Origin of the sequence: Streptomyces sp. NPDC048278, assembly GCF_040652195.1 — a bacterium.
GTDB lineage: Bacteria > Actinomycetota > Actinomycetes > Streptomycetales > Streptomycetaceae > Streptomyces.
In genome coordinates this window covers 79,538-97,460 of the sequence record NZ_JBEZLP010000041.1, presented here as the reverse complement: position 1 = coordinate 97,460, position 17,923 = coordinate 79,538, and the positions used below count along the sequence as shown (strand labels likewise).

At 68.1% G+C, this 17,923-nt stretch carries 16 protein-coding genes; 8 read left to right on the top strand and 8 right to left on the bottom strand.

Translation table 11 applies throughout. The features are described 5' to 3' along the window. Nucleotides 1–224 precede the first annotated feature (224 nt). The 3 genes from AB0D74_RS43215 (at nt 225) to AB0D74_RS43205 (ending at nt 3,949) form a co-directional block, all read left to right on the top strand. Nucleotides 225–962, top strand: coding sequence for a hypothetical protein (locus AB0D74_RS43215; protein WP_362599703.1), 738 nt, complete (start codon nt 225–227; stop codon nt 960–962). A 343-nt stretch (nt 963–1,305) separates the two neighbouring features. Continuing rightward, a complete protein-coding gene (locus AB0D74_RS43210) occupies nt 1,306–3,132 on the top strand; it encodes a hypothetical protein (RefSeq protein ID WP_362599701.1) in 1,827 nt (608 codons plus the stop codon). A 40-nt stretch (nt 3,133–3,172) separates the two neighbouring features. Then, nucleotides 3,173–3,949: a hypothetical protein gene (locus AB0D74_RS43205; RefSeq protein WP_362599699.1), complete on the top strand. Its 777-nt coding sequence runs from the start codon at nt 3,173–3,175 to the stop codon at nt 3,947–3,949. A 102-nt stretch (nt 3,950–4,051) separates the two neighbouring features. Here the strand turns inward: AB0D74_RS43205 and AB0D74_RS43200 are convergent, their stop codons facing one another. Further along, nucleotides 4,052–4,480 carry a hypothetical protein gene (locus AB0D74_RS43200; RefSeq protein WP_362599697.1) on the bottom strand — a complete coding sequence of 143 codons (429 nt, stop codon included), beginning with the start codon at nt 4,478–4,480 and terminating at the stop codon, nt 4,052–4,054. Between the two features lie 194 nt (nt 4,481–4,674). Between AB0D74_RS43200 and AB0D74_RS43195 the strand changes: the two genes are divergently transcribed. Together AB0D74_RS43195 and AB0D74_RS43190 are read left to right on the top strand one after the other, a co-directional pair. After that, nucleotides 4,675–5,085 (top strand): hypothetical protein, encoded by a 411-nt coding sequence (locus tag AB0D74_RS43195; protein ID WP_362599695.1) that lies wholly within the window; start codon nt 4,675–4,677, stop codon nt 5,083–5,085. Nucleotides 5,086–5,370: 285 nt separating this feature from the next. Then, on the top strand, nt 5,371–5,982 hold the full coding sequence (locus AB0D74_RS43190) for a hypothetical protein (RefSeq protein WP_362599693.1): 612 nt from the start codon (nt 5,371–5,373) through the stop codon (nt 5,980–5,982). A gap of 222 nt (nt 5,983–6,204) precedes the next feature. Here AB0D74_RS43190 and AB0D74_RS43185 read toward each other — a convergent pair whose 3' ends face one another. After that, entirely contained in the window at nt 6,205–6,606 is a 402-nt protein-coding gene (locus AB0D74_RS43185; protein ID WP_362599691.1) for a helix-turn-helix transcriptional regulator, read from the bottom strand. A 536-nt stretch (nt 6,607–7,142) separates the two neighbouring features. On the opposite strand from AB0D74_RS43185, the gene AB0D74_RS43180 reads away from it, so the two are divergent. From AB0D74_RS43180 to AB0D74_RS43170, 3 genes are all read left to right on the top strand, one after another. Next, nucleotides 7,143–7,580 carry a hypothetical protein gene (locus tag AB0D74_RS43180; protein WP_362599689.1) on the top strand — a complete coding sequence of 146 codons (438 nt, stop codon included), beginning with the start codon at nt 7,143–7,145 and terminating at the stop codon, nt 7,578–7,580. Between the two features lie 222 nt (nt 7,581–7,802). After that, on the top strand, nt 7,803–8,732 hold the full coding sequence (locus AB0D74_RS43175; protein ID WP_362599687.1) for a hypothetical protein: 930 nt from the start codon (nt 7,803–7,805) through the stop codon (nt 8,730–8,732). Then, on the top strand, nt 8,729–10,240 hold the full coding sequence (locus AB0D74_RS43170; protein WP_362599685.1) for a hypothetical protein: 1,512 nt from the start codon (nt 8,729–8,731) through the stop codon (nt 10,238–10,240). Before AB0D74_RS43175 ends, AB0D74_RS43170 begins: the two co-directional genes overlap by 4 nt. Nucleotides 10,241–10,617: 377 nt before the next feature. Here the strand turns inward: AB0D74_RS43170 and AB0D74_RS43165 are convergent, their stop codons facing one another. The 6 genes from AB0D74_RS43165 to AB0D74_RS43140 form a co-directional block, all read right to left on the bottom strand. Further along, nucleotides 10,618–11,748: a TniQ family protein gene (locus tag AB0D74_RS43165; RefSeq protein WP_362599684.1), complete on the bottom strand. Its 1,131-nt coding sequence runs from the start codon at nt 11,746–11,748 to the stop codon at nt 10,618–10,620. 178 nt (nt 11,749–11,926) lie between these two features. Further along, a complete protein-coding gene (locus tag AB0D74_RS43160; RefSeq protein ID WP_362599682.1) occupies nt 11,927–12,955 on the bottom strand; it encodes an ATP-binding protein in 1,029 nt (342 codons plus the stop codon). Continuing rightward, entirely contained in the window at nt 12,952–15,093 is a 2,142-nt protein-coding gene (locus tag AB0D74_RS43155; protein WP_362599680.1) for a transposase, read from the bottom strand. Before AB0D74_RS43155 ends, AB0D74_RS43160 begins: the two co-directional genes overlap by 4 nt. Beyond that, the gene (locus AB0D74_RS43150) at nt 15,090–15,788 is read right to left on the bottom strand and encodes a TnsA-like heteromeric transposase endonuclease subunit (RefSeq protein ID WP_362599678.1); all 699 of its coding nucleotides are present in this window, start codon (nt 15,786–15,788) and stop codon (nt 15,090–15,092) included. Before AB0D74_RS43150 ends, AB0D74_RS43155 begins: the two co-directional genes overlap by 4 nt. A 466-nt stretch (nt 15,789–16,254) precedes the next feature. Then, nucleotides 16,255–16,887 carry a hypothetical protein gene (locus AB0D74_RS43145; protein WP_362599676.1) on the bottom strand — a complete coding sequence of 211 codons (633 nt, stop codon included), beginning with the start codon at nt 16,885–16,887 and terminating at the stop codon, nt 16,255–16,257. Nucleotides 16,888–17,332: 445 nt separating this feature from the next. Next, nucleotides 17,333–17,488: a hypothetical protein gene (locus AB0D74_RS43140; RefSeq protein WP_362599675.1), complete on the bottom strand. Its 156-nt coding sequence runs from the start codon at nt 17,486–17,488 to the stop codon at nt 17,333–17,335. Between the last annotated feature and the right edge of the window lie 435 nt (nt 17,489–17,923).

Here is a 17,923-nt window from a genome sequence, read left to right as displayed (position 1 = left end):
CCTCCGCGCGAAGTCCACGCCGAGTACGAGAAGTTGCGAATCGCCGCGTGAAATGAACGGCCAGAAGCCTGTCCGGGAAACGCGAGGCCCCTCAGTACCAATGCGCACCAGGCCGGTTGCGCCGGCATTGACGGCCACCGCGCGACTGCCGTGCGTATCCACAGGAGGGAACAGACCCCCATGACCACACCGGCTGTCGGCGGTGGGCACTAGCCTGCCCACTCATGAGCCGTCCCGCCTCTGATCTGCCCGGTGACCCCGCCCGCCTGCACCTCGTCTACACCCACGAACATCCCGCCGTCCCGTACGAGGACGAGGACACACTCGAGCAATGGCACGTCTCCATCCGCGCCTTCCATGAGGAGGACGAGGAATGCGAGGGCGGCTGCACCAAGGCCTGCGACATCCTCGTCGAGGACGGCAGTGAGGTCGGCTACCTGAGACTGTGGCGGCTGCGCGACTACACGGGTGCCGATCGCTTGCTGGTCGCGGACGCCATGTCCGGTGATCTGGAGAGCATTGCATCCGCCGTCCTCGACGGCGCAGAGTACTCGGACGCGTTTGAGGAGGCCATCGAACGCCCGGTGGGGGATCTGCTCGTCCTGGACCGGGTGTTCTTGTCCAGGCCCTGGCGCGGGTTCGGCCTGGGGCCGGTGTTTGCCGCGGAAGCGGTCCGCCGGCTATCGGGAGGCTGCTGCGCGGTGGCGGCAGAGCCCGGTATGGCCGAGTGGCCCGAGAACAAGGACGAAGTGACCGATGCCTACCGGGCCACGGCGAAGACGAAGATCGCCGCACTGTGGGAGTCGATCGGCTTCCACGCCTTCCAGAACGGTCTGCAACTGCTGGACACCAGCGTGCAGGAACCGCTCGACCTGCACGGCGAACGCAGGAGAGACCTGAAGGAGCTTTCCGCTGCCTTCCAGGCCCACCGTGACGGCCGTCCTGCACCGCCCCGCCTGTGAAACGCCAGGCCGTTCCGATCTGCGTACCGTCTCCCGTGCCGGAGCCCGCTCGGGCACGGAAGACGGACAGCACCGACGAACCCACTGCGCTGACGGCCGCCGATAACGGGTCCGGACGTTCATGTCCGGACCCGTTATCGGCGGAGCCGAAACGGTCGTGCTGAGGCCGCGCGACAGCAGAAGTCGGCGGCGAGTCTGCCCGGGTCAAGCCATGATCAACAGATCGCTCGATGGGATGTACCAGGCGACCGCTCCACGCCGCCGCCTGACGAGGCTCGTTAGGGGCCATTGAATACGCCGTCCACCCCGGCGGCGTGTACAACAGCCCGTGACGGAGCGGTGTATGCCCGAGTGCAGTTGGCTCAAGCAGGAATTCCTCATCGACGATGAATGGGATGGTGTCGGCCTCGACGCCTGGCTCCGCCATTTCAAAGCAGGCATCGGTGCTGGGTGCAGCAGCCTGGGCGACGCCTTCTGGATCACTCTGGGAGCGGTCTCCCTTCAACTGCTGCCAGCCGTCACCGAACAGATCCAGGCGATGCGCGCCACCGTCGCTTTCGAATCCGGGATTTGGATCATCACCCACGACCTCCTGGATCAGGAGGTCTCCTTCCTCAACACCACCACCGGGCTGGTCGAGACGTTTGCGCTCGTCCCCGAGGGCGGCGAACGCAGCGCCGGCTCCTACAGCGTGGAGCTCATGGGCATTCCCGCGGTGGAGACGGCCCGCGGCAGCGTGACCCTCGACAGCGTGATGGCCCTGTGCTACCTGCAACAGGTCCATGCCAGCCACACCGTCTACGGCGGCGCGAACGCCAACGACCTGGCCGTGACCATCGAGGTCTGCTTCAACCTGCTGGACGAGCAGACAGCCAAACTCAAGGCGCGATCCACCGCCGCCAAACGCAGCGCATCCAATGCCGCCACCGCGCTGAAGAAGGCCCGCGAGCAGCGCACCGCCTATGGGCTGCCCGTCTCCCTTGACCTCGATGCCGACGAAGCCCGCCTGTCCAAGGCCCTGGACTCGGCGAACGCGGAAGTACAGCGCCTTGAAAACGAACTCGAAACGCATCTGGCCCTTCTGGCCGTCCGCACCAGCGAGCAAGCCGACGCACTGAAGACCGCCGCCGACGCCGGCGCAGCCGCCGACCGCGCGCAGCACGCCCTCGCCCCGCTCTACGAGGACCGCGGACAGGCCCGCGCGGCGCTCGCCCAGGCCGAGCAGGACACTCAGCAGCGCACCCACTGCCCCGCCTGCGAGCAGCCGCTCCAGCAGGCCACCGGCCTCGGCCCCGTGTGCTACCTCTGCCGCCAGCCGGATGCCGCCCACAGCCAGCGCCAGGCTCGCCAGAGGCAACGCGTGGCCACGTCCCGGGCCGCACTGGCCGCCGTCGAGAACAACCTCAAGACCGCCCAGCAGCAGGCACACAAGGCGGTCGACACTCGCACCGCCCGCGCCCAGGCAGCACACAAGGCGGTCAGCCGCACCGACGCCTACCGCGCGGCGGAGATCACCCCGCGTGAAAAGGCCAAGTCCCAGGCCGTAGCCACAGCGGCAGGAAACAGGGCCGCCATCGCCGCGGTGAAGGACCGGCGCAAAGAACTCGCCCGCATGAACGATCTCGAGCGCCAGGCCGAGCGGGCTGCCGCCGACGCCGAACAGGCACGTCTGGCATGGGCGATGGCCGAAGGCGACGCACAGCTCGTCCGTGAGCGGACCGCGAAGGAGCTGTCGGTGATCTTCGCCGAGACGGTCATCCCCATGGCACCTGACAAGATCCGCAGCGCCAGCATCGACCCGAAAACGTTCATGCCGAAGCTGAACGGCCGCACTCCGAAGCAACTCGCACGCTCAGCCGGAATGATCAACATCGCCAACAACGGGCTTCACCTGACATTCCTCAAGGCAGCCCGTGCGCTGCCGGGCGTTCGGCTGCCCCGCGCACTGTGGCTGGACTCCTCCATCGACGGCCTGGGCGCCGGCGACGAAGGTGCTCTGCTGGCCTCCAGGGTGCTCCAGGCCGTCACCGCCACTGCTGGTGACGGCGCTCAGATCATCCTTGCTACCGCACACGACCTGCCTCCCTTTGCCGGTGCTGTGACCACCGAACATGACAGCCACCACCCCGTGGTCCCGCACGCCCGCACCGCCACCGACGACATCAGCTGACCGACTGGCGCACACCTCCTGTCCCCGAGGACTTACTTTCATGCCCGGATCGCACGCCCGGCCCACACCGCCGACCACCGACGACATCACCGTCGACTTCGGTATCGACGACATCATCCTCAGCTACCACAGCGACTACTGGATCGCCGCCGACCACGATGACGGAGTCCAGCAGTGGGACATCGGCATGCACTTCGCCGAGGACGGCCCCGGCCCCCAGTTTGGACGCATCAGCCTCCACCTAGTCGACCACAACCGCTGCTTCGACCCCATCGCCGCCTGCGACGCCCTCAGCGAGGATCTCTTCACCATCAGCAAGGCCCTCTTCGACCCCTCCCTGGGCCTGCGGCAGGATCTGTGGGACCGCCTCAGCTGCCCGGGCAACACGATCATCGTCGACTCGGTCAGCATCGACAGCCGGCTGCGTGGACACGGCCTAGGCGTCTTGCTGACCGGCATGGCCCTGGACTACCTCAGCAACGGAACCGGTGTCATCGCACTCTTTCCCGGGCCGGTCGAACGCCGCACCGACACCCCCTACGAGGAAGCCTGCGCCCGCCTGGGACGAGCCTGGTCGCGTCTGGGATTCACCCCCTACCGTGACGGCGTATGGATCCTCGATCCAGGGCTGATCACCCTGCACGAAGCGGTGGCCGCCGAGCAGCAGCGTCTGGCCGGCCACCGCTGGCGCATCACGCTGCGCTATACATCGAACCACTGGGGCGGTGACATCACCGCCATCACCTCAGTGATGAGCAAAAGCGCCCCGTGGTCCCGTCCGCCTACCGCATACACCGCGCCGCTGCAGGCAACCTGAGTCCGGTGGCCATCCCGGGAAGGGCCGAGGCCTGAGGAGGCCGGGGGCTACCACCGCATCAGGGCAGCCGCCCCGACGAAGGCGTGTCTCCTGTGGTCCTGCTCAGTCCGTTTGGAACAGACCTTCCTGTTCGAAACCGGCCTGTCGTGGTGGCGGCAGCGGTACTGACCCTGGCGCAGATGTCAGCACCGCACGGCAGGCCTGCCTCAGCTCCGTCAGCGGACGGCCGGTGCCAAGCAACCGCAGGAACGGCACGGTTTCCCACTCGACCAGCTGTCCTTGCCGCGACAGATACAGGCCGACCCGCTCGATGCCGTACCGGTTGTCGTAGTCGAGGAGCAGATAACCCGCGAGCTGGTACAGCTGGTCCCGGCTGATGCGCTGCGGGTGGATGGTGGCCTTGCAGTCGATGAGGCGTCCCGCCACGATGAAGTCGGCATCGGCCCCGCCGACATGGTTGCTGCCGGCGAACGTCGGCCCGCACACCCGCTCATGCTCGGGCGTTGCCAGGATCCAGCCGGTATTTCGCACACAAGGCTGCCGACAGGATTCCCGCCGGCCCACCCCTTTACCTCCGCCTTCACCCCGCCGACAGCGACCGGACAGCACTCCTCCGGCTGGGGAGACTCGTCGGCCTTCCTCCTTGCCCGGACAGAACGAGCACAGCCGCCGTCTCCGAGGCGGTACAGGAAGCCCTGATCTCATCGGGGACCGGCCTGGTCCTGGTGGACGACGTCGTGCCCGAAGCACTGACTCCCGGGATCTCCAATCCAATTGAGACACTGCGTTTCCTGTCCGATCAGGTTCCCGCTCTCTTCGCCTACGCCGGCACAGCCAGGGATGGGCGCGAGGGCGCGCCTGCGCGTGGGGCAGGTCTGGAACATCTGATTCACGTGCGGGCTGTCCCCCTGCCCTACGGGACAGGCTGGGAATCCCTGGTCGAAACCCTCGACCAAGCCCTCCGCCTGCGTCGTCACCAGCCCGGTTCCCTGGTCAGACTGGCGCCCGTACTGCACGAGAGGACTGGCGGCTGGGCAGGAGCGCTGGTCCACCTGGTGCGGTCCGCGTCCATCGACGCGATCCTCTCCGGATGCGAGGAGATCACGGATCGGGACTTCGATGCCATCACGGTGTGAGCAGCATGAGGTCACAACGGCGTAAGCCGACACGGCATTGAGGCGGAAAGACCAGGTTTCATGAGCAACCCCGGATTGCGCTGTCTCTTAAGACTTGCATCCGTGAGCCATCGGGGATGCCTCAGCGCAGTCGGCCTCATCCGTACACCCCGACAAGGCTGAAGAAGCTCTGTCTGGGTGCAATACCGATCACTCGCCTACCTTCCCCGCCCAGGTCTGACCATGTCTGCCCTCCTCTGCCGTATGGGCAGACGGCCTGTCTGACACACCTCTACTGTGGCGCCCATGAGTCAGCTCGAAGGCCACCTGCCCTCGGCGGACTGGGTGGCTCAGGACCTGGAACAGATGCTCCGTGAATGCGACGCGCTCATCGAGTCCCACGAGGAGCAACTGCGTCGGCTGCGCGCTTCGATCGCCGATCTCGAGGCGGAACTCGGGCATGCCCGCCGGAATCGGGACGAGGCCGGCCGTGTCCTGGAAACCCTGCGTGCGGCTGTACGGGAGGGCCGACAGCTGCGCGTCAGTCGGTCTCAGTCGCCGGGCCCGCGCCTGCGTGTTGTCCCGGACTCGGGGAGTCCGCCCACGGCACCCGCCGATCCAGAGACGACCGGTACGCCCGAGGACGTGCAGCTCCCCCCCGGAAATCCGGTTGTCCGCGTCGCGGGCACCCGATCCGTGATCATCATGAAGTTGATCTCGACCGACGGCATGCGGGAGTGGAGCGCACGAGCGGTCACCGATGCCCTTGGTGAATCCACGGAAGCTGTCCGCCGGAATCGCTGCGTTCTGGACAATCTCTGCAAGCGCGGCGCGCTGGCCAAGAGTGAGAGGCGCAGCGGCGAGGGGAACGGCAAGAGCGTCTTCTACCGGCTCGCGGCATCCTGGCAGGCCCCCTGACCCGATGCCATCACGGTCTCGTGAGCCGAGAGCCCAGCTACAACTTCACAGCAAAATGACCGCCGCCGCGTTTGGCCTCCTGGTTGGTAGCCCTTGGCCTGCGCACAGCGGCGGTCAGCGCCCGCAGGTCGCCGTCCTCGACGCTACCGGCTTCCAGTAGCACGCACCGGGCGTTCGACCAACTCACCCCAGAAGGGTCGAACAGTCATGCCCGAGCGCCCGTCATGTTCGAGGGCGACGTTCGTCGCGTTCCGCTGTCTCCACGCTCCGCTGCCGCGTGATCCCCTCCGCCTGCGGCTGCGCCCTCCGCCCGCTCTCGTCCTGTGGCCAATCCAGATGATTGGGCCACAGCGGTTCCCCGAGAGCACCCTCCAGATTCGCCACGGTCAGCAGGTCCGGCCACACGGTGCCGGCCAGCACGTTGGCGATCACCTGCCGGTTGACGTCACTCGCCTGGGCCAGCGCATTGGCGCTGACCTTCTGGCGCTCCATCGCTTCCGCGAGCGCACGAGCAACCGCCTGGGCGACCTGCGCCCCGAGATGGCGGTCCATCACCGCGTGCGGCCAAAGGCCGTCGGCGACGTATGCGCACGGCTTTTTGGCACGTCGATTTCCTCCCGGCATGCAAACAGTCTGACGGAGAGGTCGACGGGATGCGGCCACCCCCAGATCATGCTACTTGAATGGCATGAGCTTTTAGGTGTCAACGCCCCTGCTCGCCCGCGAGAAGTTCCCTGCGCTGACGACAGCAGGGCCCGTACGGAAGGAGTCGCACGGTGACAAGCACCCGCCGGAGCAGCTCCGCGCCGCCCGGAAAGCCGCTACCGACCGACCGTGTCCTCGCTCATGAGCATGTGGCGGTCACGCGGGCCTCGTGCGCCACCGAAAGCCCGTTCACCCCGCTCGATCTTGAGAAGATCACAGGGGTCCCGGCCCGCCGCTGCGGACTCGTCATGGCCTTCCTACGGGCGTATGGGCTCATCGAGCCGTTGTCGGGACGGCGCTACCGGCCCACCGAGACAGGGCAGAAGGTGGCCCGAGCCTGGGAAGCGGGCGAGGAGAAGGGCTTGCGGGCACTGCGTGAGGCATGGCGGACGTCGTGGTTCGCCCGATGCGCGAGCAACCGCCTGGCGCAAGGCCCCGCACTTCGGGTCGGTCTCGTGAGCAAGCTGATGGCGCTCTCCCAATGCGGCGAGGCACAGCACCGCAAGGTGGAGATCCTGGTCGACCTCATGGTGACCGTCGGCATGCTGCGCCCCGAGGACGGCGGCTATCTGCGCTGGGTCGAGGGCGCCACCGTTCCGAAGCAGCGCGTCGGATCACGACCGCCGGCCACCGGAACCGGGGCGGCGGACTCCACGGTCACCGATGTGCGCGCCGAGCCTGCGGTCGCGGAACCGAAGCCCGAGGCTCCCGTCCCCTCACCCCGCCCGCCGGCCGAAGACAGCACGCGGGAGGACCTGATCCGCCTGCTCAGTCCGCCGGTCCTCCTGACCGACCTGGCACGCCTGTCCGCAGAGGACATGCTCGCCCTGCATGGCCACCTCCATGGACTGGCCTCGATCCTCGCCAAGCTGAGGGGGCCGTCCATGACGTAGACCGACGTACCAAGAACAGGTCCGGCAGCGCCGCATCCCTTGGCCGGGTGGCACTGCCGGACCCCCACCTCCACCACCCTGCGCGCGGCACAGCCACGCGCCCGAGGGGCTTCGGCACGCCCTCACCCAAGGCGAGGGGCACCGCCCACGGTAGCGGGCCCGGGGCCCTTCGTCGCACCACTGCGCCGCGCGGCCGTCCGCACGCGGCCGGAAAACGGGAAGGTGCCCGTGCCCAGGGCAAAGATCAAGAACGCTCTCCTGTCCGTCGCCCGCGTCTGGCGACAGCGCGCCGCCACCGGCGAACTCAGCCTTGAAACCGTCGTCCTCTACACCCAGATCGCCGAACGTCTCCAGCGCTTCGCCGAGGCCCAAGGCGTGACCTACCTGGACGACGTCTCCGCCCAGCTCGCCCTGTACTTCATCGACGCGCCCGGCCACGACCGCCATCAGCGCATCATCCTGAACCCGGCCGGCGGCACCCGTCGACAGCGCCGCTCAGCCCTTGAAGCGCTCTTCACCGAAGCACGGGCGCTCGGCCTCACCACAGTCGCCCCGCTCGTCGATCTCCCGCCGATTCCTCGTAGCCCCCGCAAACAGGGCACCGAACTGAGCGACACCGACGTGCAGTTGCTCCGCTTTCACGCGGAGCGCGGCATGCCCGCCACTCGTCATGCGGCCCTTTTGGCGCTCCTCCTGGCCGGTCTGCACACCGCGGAGATCGCCGCCGCGACCACGCACGACCTCGACCTCAGCGAGGCGGAGATCTGGACGAACGGCGCCACCCGGACGCGCGGCCGCTGCTGCCCCCTCGACGAGTGGGGCGTACAGGTGCTGTGGCTGCGCCACGCCCATCTCGTACGCGGCGAGGCAGGAACGCCACCGCGCCTGGTGACGATGGCTTCGTCCGCCTATCGCTCCCAAGCCAGCGTCTGTTCCGGATTCGGCGACATCACGCGTCGCAGTGGGCTAGCCACCCATGCCCGCCGAGTCGAGCCCAAAGACGTCACCCGCTACGTCGCCCGCAAGATCTTCTCGGATACCGGCCGGCTCTCCGAGGTCGCCCACCGCCTGGGCCTGTCCTCCCTCGACTCTGCGGCCGCGCTCGCCGACCACCGGTGGAACCCCGAAAGCGAAGGCGGTGGAGCGGCGTGAGCACACCCAAGAAGCGTCCCCGCCGCCGAACCAAGGAGAAGATCACCAAAGGGCGCGGCTGGCTCATGGGCCCTGTGCCCGACGACGTCTTCGGTTCCGCCTCGACCCCTCCACCTCCGCCAGGCCCCCAAGCGCCCCCGCTCACGATCGACGAACGGTTCGAGTACCTCCTGAACAATCCCGACCTGTTCGAAGTAGTCCGCAAAGCTCTGCCGAGCCGCGAACCCGGCAGCGTCGGACGCCCGCCTGGCCACCCTCCCTACGTCTACTTCGTCTTTCTCTGCGCGATCTCCATCTTCGGCTCGGCCCGCAGCGCGGCACGCCATCTCCAACGCGACTTATGGTGGAACGCTGTACGCGATGCCGTGCGAAAACACCTAGGGCCAGAGGAATCCAATAATCTCAAACCGACCGGCCCCAGCCTGAGCCAATGGAATTACTTCTTCAAGAATCACCTCAAAGCACACCTCGATTCTGTACGCGACACGAGCCGGGAACTATGGATCCGCCAAGCACTCAGCATGGGGATGATGGCGGATTCAAGGTCACGCGGCAGCTGGATCCGTCCCGAGCGTGAACAGGTCCTTCACGGTGACGCGACCGTCGCCGCTCCAGCCTCCACACAAACCAGCCACGAAATCACCAACACGGAAACCGGCGAAGTGCGACGCCACCGGGTGGACCCGGATGCCAGCTACACCACCGAAGGCGGAGGACGGCGGGTCTACGGAAACAAGTTCCTCTCCCTCGCCGTCCGCCTGTCCCGCACCCCGCACAGCCGCGTCATCCTGGCTCTCGAAGTCGTCCGCCACAAATCGGCAAAGCGCGACCCTGAACGCGAGGACGAAGGAACTGCCGTTGTCCGGCTTGTCCGCCACCTCATGAGCAAGGCACCCGGAATCCGCGCATTCACCTACGACACCGCGCTCCGCGGCGTCCACCGAGCTCCACTGATCGCAGAAGGAATCGTCGTATTCACCCCTCAGCACGGAGGGCTCGAACCGTACTCTCTGGAGCGTTTCAGAAAGGGAAAGTGCAGTCACGACTTGTTCGCCGTCGAAGGGCGGGTCTGTGAACGCCGCTTCACAGTGGACGGTGAGACCTACTACACACCCCTCCCCGTCGAAGAACTGGAACGCCGCAAGCAGACGACGAGTCGCTTCTACCATCGCCTCGCCATCCCCTGCTCAAGAGAAAACCACGAACTCCGTATTCGCATGGACGAAACCAAAGAAGACCGCGAAATTGACCCGTCCACCAAAAAGACGCGATTCAACAGGACGGAACATCTGAGGCAGGTTCCACCGGACACACCTGCCGGTCGCCGGCTCAAGGGATTCCGCCAGGACAGTGAGTCGAGCCACTCCCGCTTCGACCAGTGCTACCCGCACAAGCGCGTACCCGCCTACGGCGCCAACGCCGGCCTCCTGATCTACATCGGCTACGCCTGGGTCAACAACTCCATCACCCGAGCGCTGGCCCCGAGCTGGTTCGACCTCGCCGTCTGACCCGTCATCCGCGCGACCGACACCCGCCCTCGGCCTCCCGCACCGGGGCTGTCCGCCTCCTCAGCCCTGCCATCGGACAGCCAGCATGACCGACGCCGCAGCCACCGCTGCGCCAGCCGCTACACTGTGGGCGATGGCACGGCTGCCCGTCAGCTTGCCGTCACAACCCTGCCGGGAGCACGTCTGACGCCCGCAACATCCGGGCACTAATTTCAGACACGTTTTCCGACAGATCCCTGGTTGGCGTACTCCGGACTGATCGGTGCCATGGGTGTGTATCTCCTTGTAGGTGAGAGGTGGTGGGTTGGGTGTGGGTGGCGGCCCGCGGCCGCCGACGTGACACGGCACGTGTCGGCGGGTGGGGGAGCAGGCAGAGGTCACGGGGACGACGCCGGTCCGGGCCGCGGTGAGGGCACTGGTTCCCAACCGCCGGTCAGAGAGGCTTCTTTGGCCTCGTCGTAGACGGCGCGGGGACGGCTCTGGGTGAGGAAGCTGGCGCGGTCGCTGTACTCGATGGGTCGAGCTGCCGTCTGGCTGACCGTCCACAGGCCGTCGCTGGTGATGCCGGTGGCAGCGGTGATCCGCTGCAGCCATTGATGCAGCGGATCACCCGCTACGACGTCTTTGCAGCTGACCCGGGTACGGGCGGTCAGCCAGTCGGTCAGCCACGGCCGGTTGATCCGCCGGCCGGCCTCCTGGAGGAACAGCCCGGCGGCGCTGCGGAGCCCGTCACCGGCAGCCGCCTCGCGCAGCCGCTGCTGCCAGCGATGGTCCACGAGCAACCGTGCGACGGCGATCGTCTCCGGATACGGCAGCAGGGCATGCGGCATCACGGCAGTCGGTGAGCACCTCATGACGGCGGCCACCCGGCGTACCCGGTCCTGCCAGATCGCCTCCGACTGCCACCCCTGCACCTGCCACGACCACACCACCGCCGCGGCGAGGACCACGGCGTCCGCGCCCCACGGGTGTGCCCGCACGAGAACAAGGTGGCGGCGGTGGGCACCCAGGACTTCCGGCAGCGTCCGCAGCGGGATGCTCGCCGGATTCTCGGCATGCGCGAGGAGCCAGCGTTGGTGGCGCTGGCACACGTGTCCGGCTGCTTCCGGGTACACCAGCACGGGCCGGCCGGGTTGGCAGGCCCGTCCCGTGCACGGGGGACAGGCGGCTACCCATGCCTGGCGCGGCACGTACCAGGCTGCTCGTGCGATCTCGTCGTCCACGAGCCGCTCGTGGGTGGCGGCAAGACTGGGCAGCAGGCCGGTGAGCCGGTCGAGCGGCAGACCGGTGAACCGGGTCAGTTCCGCGCGTGCCGGTGTGTTGAGGAACAGCTCCAGGCCGGTGCTCGGGGTGCCTGTCACCTGCACGCGGCCGCGTCCGGCCAGGATGCCCCGCAACAGGTCCTGGGCGGGCAGACCGTATCGGGCGGTCGCTCTCCTGATCCAGGAGCCGGTCAGCTCCTTCGTGAGGGGCGGCACGCGAACGGGGGTGAGGACGAGGTCGTGCACAGAGGCGTCCTTGGGCAGTGGGTGAGGGCACGGCGAAGGCAGACAGGGGCGCAAGGCCCCGGCTCGTGGGCCCCGCGAGGAAGGGATAGAACGAGATGGGTGAGCGGGCGCGGCGAGCCGGCGCACGGTTCGGCAGCGGCCGTGCGCCGGGCCAGGTGAATGTCCCGCCGGGGGGCGGCTAGTTGTCCGGGCGACGCCTGCGCGTCGCGCGGGCCGCGTTCGTGGCCTGGACGTCGAGGACCACCTGTGACAGCAGTCGTTTTGTGATCGCGAAGCTCCCGTCCAGGATGGAACGGATCGCGGCCTCCCGGACCAGGAGGGACAGGCTGGCCATCACACCCCCGGTCAGCAGATGGATGTAATTGGCGAGGCGGACCAGAGTTCCGGGCCGGTGCCGGGGCAGCCGCAGTGCCGACTCCATGTCGCCCAGCAGCTTGCGCAAGACCGCCTTCTGCTCCGGGGTGCCGTTGAGCAGCGGGGGAGTGCGCAACAGCTTGCACCGGGCGGCGAGCTGAGCGCCGCGGGGCCCGGTCAGCAGCGGAGAGTTCTCCACATCGACACCGGCCAGCACGAACGTTGCAGGGATCCGCTCCGCAAGGCTCTTGAGCTGGTCGGAGGTGTCGGCGCCGGGCTGGGTACGGGTGTTGACCAGGTGCACGTCGTCCATGAACACCAGCCGGGTCCGCCGCTCACACAGGACATGGCATACGGAGTTGGTGATGGCCTGCTCGGTCATCCGGTCGTGCACGGGGATGCCCGCGAACCGGGCGAGAACCTGGACCAGGCTCTTGGGGGTGTAGGTGGGAGGGATGGAAGCGAACGCCACGGGCATGAAAGCACCCGGGTAGCCCGCCAGACGGCGCCGCTCGCTCAGCTCGAAGGACCTGCCGAGCTCCATCAGCGTGGTCGACTTACCCGCCCCCGGCGGCCCGGACACGATCAGCCCGCGCCGGGCCGTGCCGCGCTGCCGGTTGTTGACCAGCAACGTCATCCTCAGCTCTATCGAGGCCTGACGCATGGAAGGCGTCTTGAGGGTGACGAACTCGGAGTGGTAGTCCAGCAGCGCTTTACGGGTCCAGGACGGGTCGCCCACCGGCGGTGCGTCCACACGGGGCCGCAGGATGTCCGCCTGCCACAGGAGCCAGTCGGTGACCGGACCGGGAGTGACACCGTCGTCGAAGGGGTCGTCGCTTACGGCAGTGGTCACGGCAGCCACTGGTCGTCCTCCCCCTCGGTGTCGGTGAACAGGCCAGAACCATCGGCCGCCGGGCCTGCCTCTGCATCGTCGCCGGGAACGTCGAAGGCATCGTCGTCCTCGTCGGGGACGGTGTCGTCGTCGGTGTCGGGTGCCGCGTAGACGCCGGCCAGCCCGAACGAGGGCGCAGGAACGTCCAGCACGTCGACGGCGCCCGCGGGCACCGGCACCGCGCCGGCGGCCCGGGACTTCGCCACCACCCGCTTCTCCGTAGCGGACAGGTCGTCCTTGCGCGCGGCCCGTTTCAGGAACGCGTCCAGGGCCAGGGCCAGTTCGGCCTCGTGCTCCTCGTACGAGCCGGTGCGCTCGACGGCCTTGCAGATGTGCTCCCAGACGTGGTGCGTGAACGGCAGTGCCACCGAGGTCGCATGGATCCACGGCACCTCACGAAACCCTTCCGGCAGCCGGACCCAGACCTGAATGGGGTCGTAGGGGTTGTAGTGCACCTCCCACAGGCCCTTCTTCGACCGCACCCCGGAGTCCTGCCCGCGATGACCGTTCAGGCAGCCGTCGTCGTAGGTGCGGTAGTCGAACCGGATACCGGCATCGGTGATCGCCTGCCAGCGCACCGGCAGCAGCTCCACGAAGTCGTCGGCGGACAACGGCACCGGGACATAGCCCGTCACGGGCAGCAGCGCCGCCCACATCTGATTGGGGGTAAGGGCCTTCTTCGGCATCAGCGGGTGCCGCAAGCCCTGGCGCGGACGGTGGTGCCAGTGCACCAGGAACTCCTCCCACAGCGCCTGGAGCTCGGACACGTTCCACAGCCGCTCCTGCTCGACCCTGGAGCCGCGCTCGCCCACGTTCGAACCAGTGTGGCCGGGCAGCCACTGGGAGAACTCGGCGCTGACCGAGCCGAAGCCCCTCTCCACATGTCCCTTGGCCGGCCCGTTGGCCGGGGGCACGGGCTGCAGCGAGATACCCAGGCTCTCGCACGCGGCCCGGGTGGAGGGCGAGATGAACACCTTGCCCTGGTCGACCACGACCGTCTCCGGCATGATCACCGGGCGGGCCGCCGCGTCCCCGAGCCGCTCGTCCAGAGCGGTCAGCCGTTCGTGCGGTACGACCGAGGCGGCCATCGACAGGGCGGCAGGCCAGCCCGGCCGCATCGTCATCGGTGTCATCATCTGTGCCAGCAGCACGGCCACGTCGGTCAGTTTGCTGCCTGCCGGGCGCATCACCCCCCACAGACTCCGGGTCGTCACGTCCAGGGCGGTGGTCAGCTCCAGCCGCCCCACCACTCCGTCATCGAGGACGACCAGCGCATCCAGCGGCGAGCTGTCCATCATCACCAGCTCGCCCGGACGCAGCGCCAGCGTCGGCTTGAACGGCGGGGCGGGCCGTGCCGCCCGGGCCCGCCGCTGTGCCACCGTCCCGCCCAGACCGAGGGACTTCCCCACATCGTCCAGGAGCTTGTTGAACGTGGACTGCGGAGGCACCTTGACGACCCCGTCACCGTGCTTGGCACAGAGCCGCCACCGCGTCTCGCACCGCATCCGCTTCTTCCACCCCCGGGAACGGGAGCGCAGCGCCTCCTCACGCAGCAGCCCGGCCAACGCCTCGACCAGCCTGGCGTCGGCCCGCTCCAGACGCGTCGAACCACAGCGTTTGGGGAGCAGCCCCCACACGCCGCCATCGCGGTAGCGGACACGCCACCGGCGTACCGTCGCCCGGCTGACGTTCTCCCAGCCCCGCGCAGTCAGCTCATCGGACTTGGCCTGTTCACGCTGTTCCATCGTGGTCGACGCAGGATCGTACTGTGGCTTGGCCGGTCCGGCGCCGCCTGGCGTGGGGGAGCCGGTCTCCACTTCACGCACGTGCCGTTCCATCGCGAACGCCATTTGCTGCCGGGCCTCGGGCACGGTCGACAATAAGCCCGTCTGCGGCACCCGCAGACGGGGCGGACCGTCTGCCATCTCGAAGGACGCATCGCCGAGCAGGCCCGCCAGAGCCACCGCCAGGTCGCCTTCCCCACCGTCCTCGGCCAGCCAGATCCGCGGGCCCAACGCCGAGCCCTCCAGGCCGACAATCGTCCACTTCCGGCCCGCGTACTGCACACTCGCGCCGGGTTCGAGCCTGGGCCGGCTCACCGCTCGCCCTCCGAGCAGGAGGTCACCGCGACAGCCCGCCCATCAAGCGGGCGGTCCAGCGGCACACGCAGGACACCCCGCCACAGAGCGTGGAACACCACGGGCCACGCCGCGATCGGATCACCCAGCAGCCGCACACCGGTCTCCAGCGCCGTCGGGGTGCGGAAACACCCGGTCACCTCGGCCAACCGGCCCTGCGCGCACCGTGGATGCCGGTAGCCGGCGAGCCAGCGCACGTTCGCCTCCACCACAGGAGGCGGCGGAGCCACCAGCCGGTAGTGCCAGCCTCCCGCAGCGGCTGCGGCCTCGATGTGAAAGGCCCGCTGCACCAGCCGTCGGCCCGCGCCGGTCCGGCCCGCGCAGTCGACCAGAAGCCCGCTGCCGTCCGCCAGACGCGCCATCAGATGCGGGGCGTGCGACACGGTCTTCCCGCACCGGCCCCGCCACAGCAGCTCCACCGACCGGCAGGCCAGCGCCACCACCTTCGGGTCGTGATCCAGCATCATGACCTGGGTGCGCATGGCCTTGAACCCGTAATGCACCAGACGGCGGTCGGTCGCCGACCAGTACCAACCCGGCGCCGTGCGACGTCCCTTGAGCGCCGGAAACTGCCGCACCGGCAGGCACTCCTCCAACGCGTGCTCCGCGGCGGCCTCCAGCCACGGCACCTCGTGCTCGATGCCGGCAGCGTCCACGAACCGCGCCACGATGTGCGCGGGATCAACAAGGCGACGCCTGATACGGGGCGGAGGGGCGGGATCAGGCTGTAGTCGTGTTGCGGAAGACAGAGGGATCACGAACGAACTCCCATGTACGCAGGGGGAAACCAGGACAAGGGCGCCACGCGGTGGCCGGGCGGCCTACCTGCGAAACGGCACCGCAAAGGAACCGGCCTGCCCGCGACGGCGGGCTGCAGGCCGACAAACCGCGCTGACGCCACGACGGCACACGCGGACACGAAAGAAGGAGAAAGGAAGAAGAGGAAGCGACAGGGCAGCGACGGCACCCACCGCTAACGGTGCCACCATGCCAGGACACGTGCCGCTGCGGATTGCGGCAGTGTCCCGGCCGCCTGTGTCCCGGCCATCACCGTGCACGACGGTGCCGGGCATGCAGCCCGGGCCCGCAGAGCCACACCATCTGCGGGGGAGGGGCAGGAGATCAGGCCGGGATGAGCTCCACGACCTGGGCCAGGCTGTCCAGCACGGAGCAGTAGCGCTCGCACGGCAGGCCGCGCAGCGTGCTGTTGGTCGTGCCCATCAGGAAGTTCAGCTCCTGCTCGGGTTCCTGGCCGCAGGCATCGGCTGGGACGGCCGTCGGCTCCGAAGCAGCCACCACACCCAGTGCCGGAGCGGGCCACACCAGACCCTGCTGGTCCCGGTGCACCAAAAAGGCCAGCGACAGCCACTCGATCAGATACATCCCGCGCCGCGGCGACCCGGGCAGGCCGGCCTGGAGCCACTTCGCCAGCGTCTCCGCCGGCACCGGGGCGTGGCGCATCGGCTCCTTGATGGCCTGCACCGACCAGTGCGCAAGGAACGGAGCCTGCAACAGCATCCGCGCGTGGTCCCTGTCCTCATGCCAGCGCTTCGCGATGTCCCAACCGGTGTCGGTGACCGCGAACTTGCCGCGCCCTCCGGTCAGCAGGCCCAGGTCGGAACACCATCGCAGCGTTTGTGTTGCGGTCTCGCCGCCCACCGATGCCCGGCGGGCCAACTCCACGCTCGCGACCGTGAGGCGGCCGATACCGCTGAAATCGGCCATGGCCAGGAACAGGGACCACTGGCGGTCCATACCTGCACGCTCGCTCGGGGTGGTCCTGTCCCTGGGGCGGTCAGCGACGACCGCGCCGTCGAGGGAAAGGGGCATGCCGAAGGCGTTCACAGGGCCGGTTGAGGGAGGGGGAGAGAACAGACTTTCCATGATCGTGAGGCCTTTCTTATTCGTGGAACACGTGCGAATGACACGGAGCGCACCCCCTCCCGCACGCTGGGTATAGTGACGGGGCGCACGTGAGGCCAAACATGCGCACGGTGAGTCACCGCCGGGCTCTCGACCAGCCCGGCAGGTGACTCACGCATGTGTGACCGAGTGACTCAGCGGCTGCCTATGGTCCAGCCGCCATCAATCCGAAGGACGCCGTCGTAGAGACAGACGGGCAGTCCCCGCTCCGCGAGGAGCGTCCGGCGTGAGCCGATATCCTTACGGGGACGGGCGTGTCGAACGCGATCCATGATGCTCACCCCGTCGCCTCTTCATTCTCGTGCAGGGGCACGTGGCCCGCCTCGTCGGTGCCCGTGGTCGGCTGCGCTGCGGCCGAGCCGGTCTCCTGCTGCCCGATCCGTTTGTCGAGAGCGGCGAGGAGTCTGCCGGAACTGTCTGCCCTGCGTGCCATGGAGTCTTCTTCGGACCGTAGGGCTTCCAATTGGCGTTCCATCTCCTGCACACGCTCACGCAGTGCTTCTAGGACGCTGCTGTCAGCTGTGGCCAACTCGGCGGCCTGGCGCCGCATGAGGTGCAGAGCGGGCAACTGCACAGCCGATCCTCCCTCCCGACCTCGATGCTGAAGAGGCTCTTGCGGGAGGTGAGCTTAGGGGCACAGCTGCCGCCGATCATCTTCGTCCTGGGCGAAAGCGCAGACCGCAGGGCCGACTCAACGCCCTCGCTACCGCTGTCACCTGCGCAAACAAACAGACGCTCCACCTCTGCAGTGCTGCGGGGAATACCCCCTCAAGAGTGAGTCCGAGCCAGAAGGCCGGAGGCTGCGTGCTGCGCCCGGCGCGGGAAAGGTACATGTACCGCAGACGCCTGACCCGCGCGGTACGGGTCG

What these genes read in the sequence shown, in the direction of transcription:
- AB0D74_RS43210 (WP_362599701.1), top strand. Translation starts at nt 1,306, where the DNA reads ATGCCCGAGTGCAGTTGGCTCAAGCAGGAATTCCTCATCGACGATGAA.
- AB0D74_RS43190 (WP_362599693.1), top strand. Translation starts at nt 5,371, where the DNA reads ATGAGTCAGCTCGAAGGCCACCTGCCCTCGGCGGACTGGGTGGCTCAG.
- AB0D74_RS43215 (WP_362599703.1), top strand. Translation starts at nt 225, where the DNA reads ATGAGCCGTCCCGCCTCTGATCTGCCCGGTGACCCCGCCCGCCTGCAC.
- AB0D74_RS43140 (WP_362599675.1), bottom strand. Translation starts at nt 17,488, where the DNA reads ATGGCACGCAGGGCAGACAGTTCCGGCAGACTCCTCGCCGCTCTCGAC.
- AB0D74_RS43185 (WP_362599691.1), bottom strand. Translation starts at nt 6,606, where the DNA reads ATGCCGGGAGGAAATCGACGTGCCAAAAAGCCGTGCGCATACGTCGCC.
- AB0D74_RS43145 (WP_362599676.1), bottom strand. Translation starts at nt 16,887, where the DNA reads ATGGACCGCCAGTGGTCCCTGTTCCTGGCCATGGCCGATTTCAGCGGT.
- AB0D74_RS43205 (WP_362599699.1), top strand. Translation starts at nt 3,173, where the DNA reads ATGCCCGGATCGCACGCCCGGCCCACACCGCCGACCACCGACGACATC.